At 63.1% G+C, this 14,746-nt stretch carries 16 protein-coding genes; 5 read left to right on the forward strand and 11 right to left on the reverse strand.

Annotated elements, in window-relative coordinates; all coding sequences use genetic code 11:
- Positions 1-2 precede the first annotated feature (2 nt).
- The 5 genes from mrdA to AACY31_RS11920 all read right to left on the reverse strand — a co-directional run bounded on the left by mrdA (position 3) and on the right by AACY31_RS11920 (position 4,925).
- The gene (gene mrdA, locus AACY31_RS11900; RefSeq protein ID WP_339504507.1) at positions 3-1,898 is read right to left on the reverse strand and encodes a penicillin-binding protein 2; all 1,896 of its coding nucleotides are present in this window, start codon (positions 1,896-1,898) and stop codon (positions 3-5) included.
- Positions 1,899-1,907: 9 nt separating this feature from the next.
- Positions 1,908-2,375, reverse strand: a complete 468-nt coding sequence (gene rlmH / locus AACY31_RS11905; protein ID WP_003185785.1) for a 23S rRNA (pseudouridine(1915)-N(3))-methyltransferase RlmH — start codon at positions 2,373-2,375, stop codon at positions 1,908-1,910.
- Between the two features lie 9 nt (positions 2,376-2,384).
- Entirely contained in the window at positions 2,385-2,879 is a 495-nt protein-coding gene (gene rsfS / locus AACY31_RS11910; RefSeq protein WP_214512950.1) for a ribosome silencing factor, read from the reverse strand.
- A 71-nt stretch (positions 2,880-2,950) separates the two neighbouring features.
- Positions 2,951-3,625, reverse strand: coding sequence for a nicotinate-nucleotide adenylyltransferase (nadD, locus tag AACY31_RS11915; protein WP_092150587.1), 675 nt, complete (start codon positions 3,623-3,625; stop codon positions 2,951-2,953).
- Between the two features lie 28 nt (positions 3,626-3,653).
- Positions 3,654-4,925 (reverse strand): glutamate-5-semialdehyde dehydrogenase, encoded by a 1,272-nt coding sequence (locus AACY31_RS11920; RefSeq protein WP_339481879.1) that lies wholly within the window; start codon positions 4,923-4,925, stop codon positions 3,654-3,656.
- Positions 4,926-5,121: 196 nt separating this feature from the next.
- Between AACY31_RS11920 and AACY31_RS11925 the strand changes: the two genes are divergently transcribed.
- Both AACY31_RS11925 and AACY31_RS11930 read left to right on the forward strand, forming a co-directional pair.
- Positions 5,122-5,799, forward strand: coding sequence for a DNA-3-methyladenine glycosylase (locus tag AACY31_RS11925; protein ID WP_339504509.1), 678 nt, complete (start codon positions 5,122-5,124; stop codon positions 5,797-5,799).
- A gap of 116 nt (positions 5,800-5,915) precedes the next feature.
- Positions 5,916-7,232, forward strand: coding sequence for a bifunctional DedA family/phosphatase PAP2 family protein (locus AACY31_RS11930; protein WP_339481876.1), 1,317 nt, complete (start codon positions 5,916-5,918; stop codon positions 7,230-7,232).
- Between the two features lie 82 nt (positions 7,233-7,314).
- Here AACY31_RS11930 and AACY31_RS11935 read toward each other — a convergent pair whose 3' ends face one another.
- From AACY31_RS11935 to AACY31_RS11945, 3 genes are read right to left on the reverse strand one after another with little or no spacing between them, the layout of a single operon-like run.
- Entirely contained in the window at positions 7,315-7,905 is a 591-nt protein-coding gene (locus AACY31_RS11935; RefSeq protein WP_339481875.1) for an LON peptidase substrate-binding domain-containing protein, read from the reverse strand.
- Between the two features lie 10 nt (positions 7,906-7,915).
- Positions 7,916-8,632 carry an LrgB family protein gene (locus tag AACY31_RS11940; protein ID WP_339481874.1) on the reverse strand — a complete coding sequence of 239 codons (717 nt, stop codon included), beginning with the start codon at positions 8,630-8,632 and terminating at the stop codon, positions 7,916-7,918.
- Entirely contained in the window at positions 8,629-8,994 is a 366-nt protein-coding gene (locus tag AACY31_RS11945) for a CidA/LrgA family protein (protein WP_339481873.1), read from the reverse strand. Before AACY31_RS11945 ends, AACY31_RS11940 begins: the two co-directional genes overlap by 4 nt.
- A 315-nt stretch (positions 8,995-9,309) precedes the next feature.
- Here AACY31_RS11945 and AACY31_RS11950 point away from each other — a divergent pair, with 315 nt between their 5' ends.
- The 3 genes from AACY31_RS11950 (at position 9,310) to AACY31_RS11960 (ending at position 12,246) form a co-directional block, all read left to right on the forward strand.
- On the forward strand, positions 9,310-9,765 hold the full coding sequence (locus tag AACY31_RS11950; RefSeq protein WP_339504510.1) for a MaoC family dehydratase: 456 nt from the start codon (positions 9,310-9,312) through the stop codon (positions 9,763-9,765).
- Between the two features lie 93 nt (positions 9,766-9,858).
- Positions 9,859-11,577 carry a C13 family peptidase gene (locus AACY31_RS11955; RefSeq protein ID WP_339481871.1) on the forward strand — a complete coding sequence of 573 codons (1,719 nt, stop codon included), beginning with the start codon at positions 9,859-9,861 and terminating at the stop codon, positions 11,575-11,577.
- Between the two features lie 27 nt (positions 11,578-11,604).
- Positions 11,605-12,246, forward strand: a complete 642-nt coding sequence (locus tag AACY31_RS11960) for an oxidoreductase (protein ID WP_339481870.1) — start codon at positions 11,605-11,607, stop codon at positions 12,244-12,246.
- A 178-nt stretch (positions 12,247-12,424) separates the two neighbouring features.
- Here the strand turns inward: AACY31_RS11960 and AACY31_RS11965 are convergent, their stop codons facing one another.
- The 3 genes from AACY31_RS11965 to mpl are packed head-to-tail and all read right to left on the reverse strand — an operon-like array spanning position 12,425 to position 14,695.
- Positions 12,425-12,709: a YceK/YidQ family lipoprotein gene (locus tag AACY31_RS11965; protein WP_339491690.1), complete on the reverse strand. Its 285-nt coding sequence runs from the start codon at positions 12,707-12,709 to the stop codon at positions 12,425-12,427.
- Positions 12,702-13,349 carry a flavin prenyltransferase UbiX gene (gene ubiX, locus AACY31_RS11970; protein WP_339481867.1) on the reverse strand — a complete coding sequence of 216 codons (648 nt, stop codon included), beginning with the start codon at positions 13,347-13,349 and terminating at the stop codon, positions 12,702-12,704. The genes AACY31_RS11965 and ubiX overlap by 8 nt, the downstream gene beginning before the upstream one ends.
- Entirely contained in the window at positions 13,346-14,695 is a 1,350-nt protein-coding gene (gene mpl / locus AACY31_RS11975; RefSeq protein WP_339481865.1) for a UDP-N-acetylmuramate:L-alanyl-gamma-D-glutamyl-meso-diaminopimelate ligase, read from the reverse strand. The genes ubiX and mpl overlap by 4 nt, the downstream gene beginning before the upstream one ends.
- Between the last annotated feature and the right edge of the window lie 51 nt (positions 14,696-14,746).

The raw sequence follows: 14,746 nt of genomic DNA on the forward strand, positions 1-14,746 counted from the left end.
AATTATTCTTCACGGGCCGTAGCCTCCGCAGTGGTGGGGCTTGCGTACTCAGGCTTGAGCTGGCCGTGCTCATCCAGCAGCCAGGCGTCCATGATCTGGCGCACCACTGGCGCGGCGACACCGGAACCCGACTCACCGTTCTCGACCATCACCGACACGACGATCTTCGGGTTGTCGGCCGGCGCAAAACCGACGAACAAGGCGTGGTCGCGATGGCGCTCCTGGACCTTGGACCGGTCGTACCTCTCGCCCTGCTTGATGGCGACGACCTGGGCCGTACCGCTCTTGCCGGCAATGCGGTACTGCGCGCCGATAGCGGCTTTGCGAGCGGTGCCCCGGGCGCCGTGCATCACTTGCTGCATACCGTTGCTGACCTTCTGCCAGTCCGACGGGTTGCGCAGGATAATGTCTGGCATCGGGTCCGGGTCCACCGGTTTCTCGCCTTCGATGGTCTTGGCCAAGTGCGGGCGATACCACTTGCCCTTACTCGCCACCAGCGCCGTGGCCTGGGCCAGCTGCAAGGGCGTGGCCTGCATGTAGCCCTGGCCGATCCCCAGAATCAGGGTTTCGCCGGGGAACCACGCCTGGCGCCGGGTCGCCCGCTTCCACTCCCGGGACGGCATCAATCCAGACGACTCTTCGAACATGTCCAGGGAGACCTTCTGACCGATGCCGAACTTGCCCAGGTAGGACGACAGCCGATCGATCCCCAGCTTGTGGGCCAGGTCATAGAAGTAGGTGTCGTTGGAACGCATGATCGCCGTTTCCAGGTCCACATAACCGTCGCCGCTGCGGTTCCAGTTGCGGTACTTGTGGTCGTAGTTCGGCAGTTGGTAGTAACCAGGGTCATAGACCCGGCTCGATGCGGTCACCACGCCAGAGTCCAGCCCAGCAATCGCCACCGCCGGCTTGATGGTTGACCCCGGCGGATAGAGGCCGCGCAGCACGCGATTGAACAGCGGCCGGTCAATGGAATCACGCAACTCGGCGTAAGCCTTGAAGCTGATGCCAGTGACGAACAGGTTCGGGTCGAAGCTCGGCTGGCTGACCATCGCCAGCACCTCCCCAGTGTTCGGGTCCAGTGCCACCACGGCACCACGCCGCCCGCCCAGCGCCGCTTCGGCGGCCTCTTGCAGCTTGATGTCCAGGCTCAGGACGATGTCCTTGCCAGGAATCGGGTCAGTGCGCTTGAGCACCCGCAGTACGCGGCCGCGAGCGTTGGTTTCGACTTCCTCGTAACCCACCTGGCCATGCAGTTCGGGCTCGTAGAAACGCTCGATGCCGGTCTTGCCGATGTGGTGCGTGCCGCTGTAATTGACCGGGTCGAGGGTCTTGAGCTCTTTCTCGTTGATCCGCCCCATGTAGCCGACCGAGTGGGCAAAGTGCGCCCCCAGGGGATAATGACGCACCAACTGCGCCACCACCTCGACGCCGGGCAGGCGGAACTGGTTCACAGCGATCAGGGCGATCTGCTCTTCAGTCAGCTCGAACAGGATCGGCACCGGCTCGAACGGGCGGCGGCCCTGGCGCATGCGCTTCTCGAAGATCGCCCGGTCCTCGGGCGTCAGTTGCAGCACCTCGACGATGACGTCGAGTACATGCTGCCAGTCGCCGGAGCGCTCGCGGGTCATGCTCAAGCTGAAACTGGGCCGGTTATCCGCCACCACCACGCCATTGCGGTCGAAGATCAACCCGCGGGTCGGCGGAATCGGCTGCACATGCACCCGGTTGTTTTCCGACAGGGTCGAGTGGTACTCGTACTGGATCACCTGGAGGAAATACAAGCGCGCAATCAGCACGCCGATCAGCGTCACCACGGCAATGGCACCGAACACGACGCGGCCCCGCACCAGGCGGGCGTCTTTTTCGTGGTCCTTGATGCGGATCGGCCGGGGCATGGGGCAGGATTACTTGTGGTAAGGGTGCCCGGACAGAACTGTCCAGGCACGATACAGCTGTTCGCCGATCAGAATCCGCACCAGCGGGTGCGGCAACGTCAACGGCGACAATGACCAACGCTGATCGGCCCGGGCACAGACTTCCGGCGCCAACCCTTCCGGGCCACCGACCATGAAATTGACCGTGCGCGAATCCAGCCGCCAGCGATCGAGCTCCACCGCCAGTTGCTCGGTACTCCAAGGCTTGCCATGGACTTCAAGGGTGACAATGCGCTCGTTCGGCCCGACCTTGGCCAGCATGGCTTCGCCTTCCTGGCGGATGAAGCGCGCCACGTCGGCGTTCTTGCCACGGGTGTTGAGCGGAATTTCCACCAGTTCCAGGGCCAGCTCGGACGGAAGACGCTTGGCATATTCATGCCAGCCTTCTTCCACCCACTTGGGCATGCGAGAACCGACGGCGATCAGGCGCAGTCGCACAGCGGTCCCTTATTGCTGGTCTTTGTTGAGCTTGGTGAAGTGCTCATGGGGGTTTTCCGGGCTGTGGTGCGCAGCGCTGGCCGAACGGCTCTGCTCGGCACCGGCCCACAGGCGCTCCAGGTCGTAGAACTGGCGCGCCGAGGCAGTCATCATGTGCACGATGACGTCGTCCATGTCCAGCAGTACCCAGTCGCTGTCACCCTTGCCTTCTTCACCCAGCGGCTTGACGCCCTGGGCCTTGACCGCTTCGCGGACCTTGTCCAGCATCGCGCCGATCTGGCGGTTGGAGGTACCGGTGGCGATGATCATGTAGTCCGTGATGCTCTGCTTTTCACGAACGTCGATCACCTGGATGTCCTGGGCCTTGACGTCTTCCAGGGCCGCAACGGCGACCTTGACCAGCTCTTCACCGGCCAGTACGACGCCGGTGTGGGCCTCTACCGGCAGCGGGGCGCTCTTGAATGTGCCCTTGCGCTTTACTTTGCTTACATCTTTGTCAGTCATATAAAACTCGTTTTGCTCGTATGTTCGGGCGCTTCGCTACACGCATTCACGTGCCTTGAAGCACACCTTTTTCAGTTCGACGCACGGTAAAGCCCGTGCGCATCGATGTAGGCCAGGACCGCGTCGGGCACCAGGAAACGTACCGACTTACCGCTGGCCAGCAGTTGACGGATCTGGGTGGCGGATACCGCGAGCGGCGTCTGCCAGACGAATGCAATCTGTCCGCTCGGCCCTTTCAAGGCCAGCGGGTCGCTCACCGAGCGGGCCGCCAGCAGGTTGCGCAAGGCATCCGGCGGCTCGCTGTCGGCATCCGGGCGTTGCAACACCAGGATGTGGCAATGCTGGAGCAACTCTTCCCAGCGATGCCAAGTGGGCAGGCCGCAAAATGCGTCCCAGCCCAGAAGCAGAAAAACCTGGGCATCCGCGGCCAGTTCGGCGCGCATCAGCTCCAGGGTATCAATAGTGTAGGACGGTTTGTCCCGCTGCAATTCGCGGGCGTCCACCACCAACGGTGCCACACCGGCCACCGCGCACTCGACCATCGCCAGGCGATCCTGCGCCGACACCTGCGGCGTATCCCGGTGAGGCGGCCGGGCGCTAGGCGTCAGGCGTAGCTCATCGAGGGCCAGGGCGTCGGCGACTTCCAGCGCACCGCGCAAATGGCCGATGTGCACCGGGTCGAACGTGCCGCCCAGGATACCGATGCGCTTTGGCGCGGTGGTCGCCGTCACTGCGGTCGTAGTCATAGAGGCCAGTGGGTCGAGATCGCCCAAGTCAGACCGGCTCCTGTCCGCGCAACTGGCCGTCCCCGACCACGATGTACTTCTCGCAGGTCAGGCCTTCCAGGCCCACCGGACCGCGGGCGTGCAGCTTATCAGTAGAAATGCCGATCTCGGCACCCAATCCGTATTCGAAACCATCGGCGAAGCAGGTCGGGGTGTTGATCATCACCGACGCCGAATCCACTTCGGCCACGAAGCGCCGGGTTTCACCCAGGCTTTCACTGACAATGGCGTCAGTGTGGTGCGAGCCGTGGCGGTTGATGTGCTCGATGGCCTCGTCCACCCCGTCGACCACACGGATCGACAGGATCGGCGCCAGGTATTCGGTGTCCCAATCTTCTTCCGTGGCCGCAACGGCCTCGATGATCGCCCGGGTGCGCTCGCAACCGCGCAGCTCGACGCCTTTTTCGCCGAACTGGGCAGCCATCGACGGCAGGAAGTCCTTGGCCACGGCCTGGTCCACCAGCAGGGTTTCCATCGCGCCGCAGATACCGTAGCGGTAGGTCTTGGCGTTGAAGGCGATGCGCTGGGCCTTCGGCAATTCGGCGTGGGCGCTGACGTAGACGTGGCAGATGCCGTCCAGGTGCTTGATCACCGGCACGCGGGCGTCACGGCTGACCCGTTCGATCAGGCCCTTGCCGCCACGCGGCACGATGACATCGACGAACTCGGGCATGGTGATCAGCGCGCCGACTGCGGCGCGGTCAGTGGTTTCCACCACTTGCACCACGGCCGCCGGCAGATCGGCCTCGGCCAGGCCGCGCTGGATGCAGGCGGCAATGGCACGGTTGGAATGAATAGCTTCGGAGCCGCCACGCAGGATGGTCGCGTTACCCGACTTCAGGCACAGGCTGGCGGCGTCGATGGTCACGTTCGGCCGCGACTCGTAGATGATCCCGACCACGCCCAAGGGCACGCGCATCTTGCCGACCTGGATGCCCGACGGGCGGTAGCTCATATCGCGGATCGCCCCGACCGGGTCCGGCAGGGCCGCGACCTGGCGCAGACCGACGATCATGCCGTCGATGCGTGCCGGGGTCAGCGCCAGGCGCTCGAGCATGGCCGGCTCCAGACCATTGGCCCGGCCGGCGGCCAGGTCCAGTTCGTTGGCAGCGGACAACTCGGCACGCGCAGCGTCCAGCGCATTGGCGGCGGCCTGCAGGGCGCGGTCTTTCTGCGCGGTGCTGGCCCGGCCGATGATGCGCGACGCTTGGCGAGCGGCGCGACCCAGGCGGGTCATGTAGTCAAGAACGGACTCAGTCATGGTCTGTGTGGTCTTGGCGATGAGGAAAGCGGCAGATTATAGCTGTCGTAACCCTCGACTAACAGCATGGACTCACAGTGGTGACCGGCGGAGGAGCAAAACAGCCCTAAACAGCCGGTTGAAGCGCGTGTTCAGCGCTGATTAAGCTTTCCATTGCTATCATCGCGCCTCCTTTGGCCTCACTTCGTTTATCGCCATGACCGATTTGCCATCGCCCAACGCCTTGCCCTACGCCTTTTTCGATCGCGACGCCCAGGTGCTCGCCAAAGACCTGCTGGGCAAGGTCATCCGTCACAAGGTCGGTAACCTCTGGCTCAGCGCGCGGATCATCGAGACCGAGGCGTATTACCTCACCGAAAAAGGCAGCCACGCCTCGCTGGGCTACACAGAGAAGCGTAAGGCTTTGTTTCTGGACGGCGGCCACATCTATATGTACTACGCCCGGGGCGGCGATTCGTTGAACTTCAGCGCCCAGGGCCCCGGCAATGCAGTGTTGATCAAATCGGCATACCCGTGGGTTGATGCCCTTTGCGGGCCGGCGAGCCTGGCGCAGATGCTGCTCAACAACCCCGACGCCCAAGGCCGGCCGCGCACACCGCAGAAACTCTGCGCCGGCCAGACTCTGCTGTGTAAAGCCCTGGGGCTGAAGGTGCCGGACTGGGACGCTAAACGCTTCGACGCCGAGCGCTTGCTGGTGGAAGATGTCGGCGTGCCGACGGTCAATGCAATCCAGACCACCCGCCTGGGCATTCCCCGGGGACGGGACGAGCACCTGCCCTACCGTTTTGTCGACGCCGCCTACGCCCCGTGGTGTACCCGCAACCCGTTGCGGCGCGGACAGGTCGAAGGCCGTGATTACTTTTTGTTGCCCTGATGAAATACCGCATCTCCCACAGCTTTAATCTTCAGTGATCTTGAGTTTTCGTTCACAGCAGGCTCGCTCACACAGTAAAAACTGCATGCCAATCAATTTTCAATGGAGTTGTATTTATGGGCCCATGGCTCGATAGCATCACCGGCTGGCTGACCGTCAACCCGCAATGGCTGGCGGTGGCGGTGTTCATCGTCGCCTGCGTGGAGTGCCTGGCCATCGCCGGCTTGATCGTGCCAGGTACCGTGCTGTTGTTTGCCATCGCCGTGCTGGCCGGCAGCGGCGCGTTGTCCTTGGGCGAGACGTTGCTGCTGGGCCTGCTTGGCGGGCTGCTCGGGGACCTGGTGTCGTACTTCCTCGGCCGGCATTTCCACCAGAACATCCGGCGCCTGCCGGGGCTGCGGCATCACCCGGAATGGATGGGCGCAGCGGAAAGTTATTTCCAGCGCTACGGCATCGCCAGCCTGCTGGTGGGCCGTTTTATCGGCCCGTTACGGCCCATGTTGCCGATGGTGGCCGGGATGTGCGACATGCCATTCCCACGCTTCGCCGTCGTCAGCGTACTGGCCGCGGCGGGCTGGACCGTGGCGTACCTGTTGCCGGGCTGGGCCACCGGAGCGGCGTTTCGCCTGCCGCTGCCCGAAGGTTTCTGGCCTCAGGCCGGCGTGGTCATCGGCAGCATCGCGGTGATGATCGGGCTGAGCGTCAACAGCAGCTTGCGTCGTCATCGCCATGCCACGGCGCTGATCGCAGGCCTTGGCCTGGTGATCCTGATCGGCCTGTTCAACGGCTTTCGTTACCTGACGGCGTTCGACCAGGGCTTGATGGCCCTGGTCCAGGAGCATCGCAGCCCGACGCTGGATGAGATCGCCGTGACGTTTACGCTCATGGGCGAGTTCCGCAACATGCTGATTTTCAGCGCCCTGCTGACCGGGTTGCTATTGCTGGCGCGCCAATGGCGCCAGGCAATCTTTGCCGGTGGCACGATGCTGCTCACCGCGCTGGCCAATACCGGCAGCAAACACTTCTTTGCCCGCGTGCGCCCGGAAATCCTCACCGACCCGTTGACCAGCTACAGCATGCCCAGCGGCCATGCCTCCGGGGCGTTCGCGCTGTTCCTGGCCCTGACCGTCTTGGCCGGCCGCGGTCAACCGTCGCGCCTGCGCCTGACTTGGCTGCTGCTGGGCTGCCTGCCGGCGCTGGCCATTGCCCTGTCGCGGGTCTACCTGGGGGCGCATTGGCCGAGCGACATCGTCGCCGGGGCGATGCTCGCCGCCTGTGTCTGCGCCGCCGTCCTGTGGTTGAGCCAACGCCAGGCCCCGTTGCCGGCCATGCCGCCGAAAATCTGGTGGCTGATCCTGCCGGCGCTGGTGGCGGCGTTCAGCTTCTTCGCCCTGCGGCACTTGCCGCATGCGATGTTGCGGTATGCCTATTGACGCCAAGACGCTGCACCCCACCTGTGGGAGCGAGCCTGCTCGCTCCCACAGAGGTCCGCATTGATCTACCCATATCGGCGCGTCAGGCGAAGAGTTCGCCCTGCAACTCATCGAGCAAGGCCTGGATCGCATCCAGGCGCTGTTGCGGGTCGTCGAGTTGCAGCAGGTCGATCTTGTCCAGCTCATTGAACGGCAACAGGTAGGCCAGTTGATTGCCCAGCGATTGCTGGCCGCTCGCTTCGGTGCCCATGTTCAGCGCCTCGACCATCGGGTGCTCGGCCAGGGCCTTGAGCAGCGCCATCAGGTCGGCGTCTTCATCCTGCAGCGGTTGCTCCGGCTCTTCTTCCAGCCACTCGACCTCGGCGACGGTCAGTTGATCCGCCTGGACACTGCTGCCATGGACGATAAAGCGCCGCCCACCCTGCACGCGAATGCCCAGCAGACCGTTGTCCTGCTGGGAGAAATCGGTGATGCGCGCCTCACAACCGACCCGCGCGTAGCCTTCAGGTGCGATGCCGACTTCCTCGCCATCGAGGATGCACACCACACCGAAACCTTCGCCCTGTTTCATGCAGCGCCCGATCATATCGAGGTAACGCGCCTCGAAAATCTGCAAGTCGAGGATGCAACCGGGGAATAGCACGGTGTTCAACGGGAAAAGCGGCAAGCTCATAACCAGTTCCTTAAACCGTCATCGACACCACCAACGGCAGCAACACCGCCGTGGCCACGCCCATCAGACTCATTGCCAGCGCCGCAAAAGCGCCTGCCTCCTCGCTTTCCTGCAACGCCACCGACGTGCCCACCGCGTGAGCCGCCAGCCCCAGGGCCATGCCCCGGGCTTCTGGGCTATGGACACCCAGTTTCGTCAAAATGCTCGGACCGAGGATCGCCCCGAGCACTCCGGTGATCAACACGAACACCGCCGCCATCGCCGCGACGCCGCCGATCTGCTCGGCCACCAGCATGGCGATCGGCGAGGTCACGGACTTGGGCGCCATGGTCATCAAAATCATGTGCTCGGCGCCAAACGCCCAGCCCAATACCACCGCAGAGCCCGTGGCAAACACCCCAGCTATCACCAGCGTAGTAAAAATCGGCCAGAACAACTGCCGGATCCGTCGCAAGTTCAAATACAACGGCACCGCCAGGGCGACCGTGGCCGGGCCCAGCAGGATGCTGAGGATCTCGGTGCTCTTGCGGTATTCGGCATAGTCGATGCCGCAACCGACCAGCACGCCGATCAACAGCACCATCGACATCAACACCGGTTGCAAGAACACCCAGCGAGTCTTTTCGAACGCCGCCAGCACCAGTTGATAGGCGCCCAAGGTAATGCCGATACCGAACAGCGGATGATGGATCACCGAGGTCCAGGCGCCCTGCCAGTCGAGCATCATTGGCCGTCCTCCGGGGCGGCGACGTGACGCCGGGCCAGGCGCTGCATCAGCACTCCCGTCAACGCCACCGACAGTACCAGCGACAACGTCAACGCGCCGACGATGGCCCAGAAGTCGGCGGCAATCGCCTGGGCATAGACCATCACCCCCACTGCGGGCGGCACCAGCAGCAATGGCAGATAACGCAGCAGGCTGCCGGCGGCCAGACTCAGCGGCTCGCTGACTTCGCCGCGCATGACCAGATAGCCCAGCAACAGCAGCAAGCCAATGATTGGCCCCGGCAGCACCGGCAAGAACAAATGATTGATCGCAGTGCCCAGCAATTGAAACAGCACCAACCAGGTCAGGCCCCGTAGCAACATCCGCTCTCTCCCCTTACAAACATCCATAAACCCCACCCCTGTAGCTGCGTAGGAGCTGCCGAGTGCAACGAGGCTGCGATCTTCCCCCAGCCAATTGAATCCTGGAGCGAAAGACCAAAAGATCGCAGCCTTCGGACAGCGCCTACAGGGAGTAATCAGGCGACACATTTAAACACGCCTGCGCTATGGGTCGGCATTCGTAAAAAGCATGTTCGGTGACCTTCCTTAAGCGCCATGTTGATCTACAGTGGTTCTCCGGGGATGCCGATCCCCGTTCCAGAAAAAGTAAAACAGATGAACCCAAGGAGAGTCTCAATGCCCTACGTCCCCGTTGCAGCGCTCAAAGATTATGTCGGCAAGGAACTTGGACGTTCCGAATGGCTCACCATCGATCAGGCGCGCATCAACCTGTTCGCCGAAGCCACTGGCGACTTTCAGTTCATCCACGTCGATCCGGTCAAGGCCGCGCAGACCCCGTTTGGCGGCACCATCGCCCACGGTTTCTTGTCGCTGTCGCTGATGCCCAAGCTGATGGAAGACATCCTGATCCTGCCCGAGGGCGTGAAGATGGTCGTCAACTACGGGCTGGACAGCGTGCGCTTTATCCAACCGGTGAAGGTCGATTCCAAGGTCCGGCTCAAGGTCGACCTGGTGGAAGTCACCGAGAAAAAAACCGGCCAATGGCTGCTCAAGGCCACCGCCACGCTGGAAATCGAAGGTTCGGAAAAACCGGCCTACATCGCCGAGCCGCTGTCGCTCTGCTTCGTGTAAGAAGGCACAAATGCGAAACCGTCCAGGCAGTTTCGCATCGCTTCTCTATGTCTAGCTGCGGCATACTCGTGGCCTGATGACCTGGAACCCGTTATGCGCTTATTCGTCCCACTGACCCTGACCCTGCTGCTCACAGCCTGTGGCGACGGCGAATCGCCGCTGCCTCCCGACGCGCGCCTGCCCGACGGCGGCCGCTACCGCGGCGACCTGGTGGACGGGCTTCTGCAAGGCCAGGGGCGCATCGATTACCCCAATGGCAGTTGGTACGCCGGGCAGTTCGACAAAGGCCAGTGGCACGGCACCGGGCAATGGCATGGCAGCAATGGCGAGGTCTATCGTGGCCAGTTCCAGCAGGGCCTGTTCCACGGCCAGGGCAGCCTGACCACACCGAGCAGCAGCTACACCGGCGGCTTCAAGCTGGGGCGGCGGGACGGTGAAGGGACGCTCAAGGAAAACGGCATGAGCTACCGGGGCGAGTTCAAGGCCGACCGCTATTCCGGTTTCGGACGCCTGGAACTCGACGACGGCAGCCAATACCAGGGCCCATTCGTCAACGGCAAGCCCAACGGTGAAGGCCAGCGCTTCGACGCCAGTGGCAACCAGTTCACCGGGCATTTTGTCGACGGGCAACTGCAGGGCAAGGGCACCTTCAACAGTGCCGATGGCGACGTCTACATCGGCGGCTTCAAGAACAACCAGCTCAACGGTCGCGGTCGCTACGAAAATGCCGACGGCGACGTCTGGATCGGCCAATTCAAGGACGGCGCACTGACCGGCAAGGGCGAACTGATCGGCGCCGACGGCAGTCACTATCTCGGTCAATTCAATGATTGGCGCTTTACCGGCGAGGGCCGCCTGAACCTGCCCGACGGCAGTTTTTACGTCGGCCAGTTCGAAAGCGACAGCTACCACGGACGCGGCACCCTGGTGCTGACCGATGGCACCGTGCAAAGTGGCACCTGGGCCAACGGCCAACGGGTGCGCAACGCTGACGGCCGGCTGCTGCCGGATGCACTCGAACTCGGCGTGCTGGCCCAAGGCCGCCTGCTGGAGGATGCCCTGGCCAACATCCCGGCCTCGACCCCAGCGGTTGAGCTGTACAGCCTGACCTTGGGCGGCGATGGTAAGCAAAGCGTGTTCCTGCGCGAGTCCGACTATGTCGCCAACATGCTCGCCAGCCGTTTCGGCGCGTTCGGGCAGATCCGCCTGGTCAACCACCGCGATCACCTCGGCGACCGCCCCATGGCCAGCCGCGAAAGCCTGCGCCGCGCCGCCGCCACCCTGGCCGAGCGCAGTGGCCCGGAAGACCTGATTTTCATCTACCTGACCAGCCACGGCACCAGCGAGCATGAGCTGGTGCTCGATCAGCCGCGCATGGAACTGCCCGACCTGCCCGCCGATGAATTGGCCGTAGTGCTGGCGCCGCTGAAAAAACGCGACAAGATCGTGGTGATCTCGGCCTGTTATTCCGGCGGTTTCATCCCGGCACTCAAGGATGAACGCACCCTGATCATGACTGCTTCACGGGCCGACCGGGTATCCTTTGGCTGCTCCGAGGAAGCCAACTTCACCTACTTCGGCGATGCGCTGTTCGCCCAGGCACTGAACCAGACCGACAACCTGGAGCAAGCCTTCAAGCGCGCCAAGGCCATCGTCGCCGAGCGCGAACAGGCCGACAATTTCGAAGCGTCCGAACCGCAGATGTGGGCGCCCAGAACGGTCCTTTCCCACTGGCAACTGCTGCGCAAACAGCAGGCACGTAAAGCATTGCAAAGTGCTGCTTTGAACGACGAGGCCACAAAGAGCAACTAAGCTGAACCGTATCAAGGGGGAAACACTATGTACTTGACGCCTCAGCATGTTTTGCTTGCCGGAGCTACCGGGCTGACCGGGGAACACCTACTGGACCGGCTGCTCAATGAGCCGACCATCACCCGGGTCCTGGCCCCCACGCGCCGGCCGCTGGCCGAGCACACACGCCTGGAAAACCCGGTCGGGGAACCGGCGCAGGTATTGCCCCAACTCGGCGGCCAGATCGACATCGCCTTTTGCTGCCTCGGCACGACCATCAAGAAAGCCGGCTCTGAAGCGGCCTTCCGCGCGATAGACCTGGACCTGGTCGTGGCATTTGCCAAGCGTGCCCGGGAACTGGGCGCACGGCACCTTGTGGTGATCAGTGCGTTGGGGGCTGACGCCAAGTCATCGATTTTCTACAACCGGGTCAAAGGTGAAATGGAGGCGGCACTCAAGGCCCAAGGCTGGCCGCAACTGACCATTTGCCGGCCTTCCCTGTTGCTGGGCGACCGCGTCGAACCGCGCCTGGCCGAGCAACTGGCCGGCCCCTTGTCGAAACTGATCCCAGGCAAGTACCACGGCATCGAAGCCTGCCAACTGGCCCGCGCCATGTGGCGTTTGGCACTGGAAGAACAGGATGGGGTACGAGTCGTGGAGTCGGATGAGTTGCGCAAGCTCGGCAAATGATTCCGCTACGCCAGGACGGGCGCCGTGCAGGAGCTGCCGAAGGCTGCGATCTTTTGATCTTTCGCTTGGGACTCAAGTGGCTGGGGAAAGATCGCAGCCTCGTTGCACTCGACAGCTCCTACACAGCGCCTACGCAATTCATACGCGCACGCCCTCGTCACCGGCTCTATGGTGTTCGCTACAACCCACCCGTAGCCTGGAACCCCACCCCTATAGCGGTGAACAACGACAACGGCAACAACAAGGTATCGAGCAGCGCACTGCCCGGCAGATCGAAGCCCGGGTAGCTCGGCGCCTCGGCACCAAAGCGGTCCTTGGCGCAGCAGCCACCGTTGAGGGCGTACAGATCCAGGCGCGTCCCGGCGTACACCACCGGCGCGCCGGGCTTGGCGGCGTCGAGGGTGCGGGCGGTGGCGCAGCCGGTCAAATGCAACGCCAGCAGCACGATCAGCAGCTTATCCATCACAGCTCAAATAATGCTCGCCCCAACGCGGCAACATGTCCTGGGGAATGTTCAGCAGATTGAGGATCCGGGCGACCACAAAATCGATCAGGTCATCAATGGTCTGCGGCTGGTGATAGAAACCCGGTGAGGCCGGCAGGATGGTCACGCCCATGTTCGACAGCTTGAGCATGTGCTCCAGGTGAATGCTCGAATACGGCGCTTCCCGCGGCACCAGGATCAACTGGCGGCGCTCCTTGAGCGCTACGTCCGCGGCCCGCTCGATCAGGTTGTTGCAGGCCCCCGTGGCAATCGCCGACAGCGTCCCGGTGGAACACGGCACCACCACCATGGCGGCCGGCGCGCCGGAGCCCGAGGCCACTGGCGACATCCAGTCTTCCTTGCCATACACACGAATCTGCCCCGCCGCCGCACCGGTGTACTCGGTGAGGAAGGCCTGCATCATCTGGGTCTTGGCCGGCAGGGTCACGTCGGTTTCGGTGGCTATCACCAGTTGCGCGGCCTTGGAGATGAGGAAGTGCACCTCACGGTCTTCGCGCACCAGGCAATCGAGCAGGCGCAAGCCGTACTGGGCGCCGGACGCCCCCGTCATCGCCAGCGTGATGCGTTCGGGGCCATTGCTCTCCAAACGCGTGTTCATTTCAGCGCCTCGGCCAGTTTGCCGTGCAGGCCGCCGAAACCGCCGTTGCTCATGATCACCACGTGAGTGCCGGGCTGGGCCTGGCTCTTCACGCGTTCGATGATGCCTTCCAGGGAATCGCTGACAATCGACGGCACTGTGCACAGCGCCGCAGTGGCGCCCAGGTCCCAGCCGAGGTTGGCCGGTGCGTACCAGATCACCTGGTCGGCATCGACCACGCTTTCCGGCAGGCCATCACGGTGCGCGCCGAGCTTCATGGAGTTGGAACGCGGCTCGATGATCGCAATCAGCGGCGCCTCGCCGATACGCTTGCGCAAACCGTCGAGGGTGGTGGCGATGGCGGTCGGGTGGTGGGCGAAATCGTCATAAATGGTGATGCCGTTCACTTCGGCGACTTTCTCCATCCGCCGTTTCACGCTCTTGAACGCGCTCAACGCGGCAATGCCCATGGACGGCACCACGCCGACATGCCGGGCCGCCGCCAGGGTCGCCAGGGCGTTGGCAACGTTGTGCTGGCCGGTCATGTCCCACTCGACCACACCTTGGGACTGGCCTTCGAACATGACTTCGAATTGCGAGCCGTCATCCTTGAGCAACTTCACCTGCCACTGCCCACCCGCACCAGTGGTTTGCACCGGGGTCCAGCACCCCATCTCGATCACGCGCTGCAAGGCCGGCTCGGTGGTCGGGTGAATCACCAGGCCCTCGCTGGGGATGATGCGCACTAAATGATGGAATTGCCGCTCGATGGCCGGCAGATCAGGGAAAATATCCGCATGATCGAACTCAAGGTTGTTGAGGATCGCGGTGCGGGGACGGTAGTGGACGAATTTCGAGCGTTTGTCGAAAAACGCGCTGTCGTATTCGTCAGCCTCGATCACGAAGAACGGCGTGCCCCCCAGGCGCGCCGACACCGAGAAATTCTGCGGCACACCACCGATCAAAAAGCCCGGGCTCATGCCCGCGTGTTCCAGCACCCAGGCGAGCATGCTGCTGGTGGTGGTCTTGCCGTGGGTACCGGCCACAGCCAGGACCCAACGGCCCTGCAACACGTGATCGGCCAGCCACTGCGGCCCGGACACGTACGGCAGGCCTTTGTTGAGCACATACTCCACCGCCGGGTTGCCACGGGACATGGCGTTGCCGATGACCACCAGGTCCGGCGCCGGGTCCAGTTGCGCCGGATCGTAGCCTTGGGTCAGCTCGATGCCCTGAGCCTCCAATTGAGTGCTCATTGGCGGGTAGACGTTGGCGTCGGAACCGGTCACGTGATGGCCCAGCTCCTTGGCCAAGACCGCCATCGAGCCCATGAAAGTGCCGCAAATACCGAGAATATGGATGTGCATAGTCGACCTCGTAAACATGGCCGCAGGTTAGCGTAGGGAGGGGGAAATCGC

Origin of the sequence: Pseudomonas sp. RL_105y_Pfl2_101 (assembly GCF_963970585.1) — a bacterium.
GTDB lineage: Bacteria > Pseudomonadota > Gammaproteobacteria > Pseudomonadales > Pseudomonadaceae > Aquipseudomonas.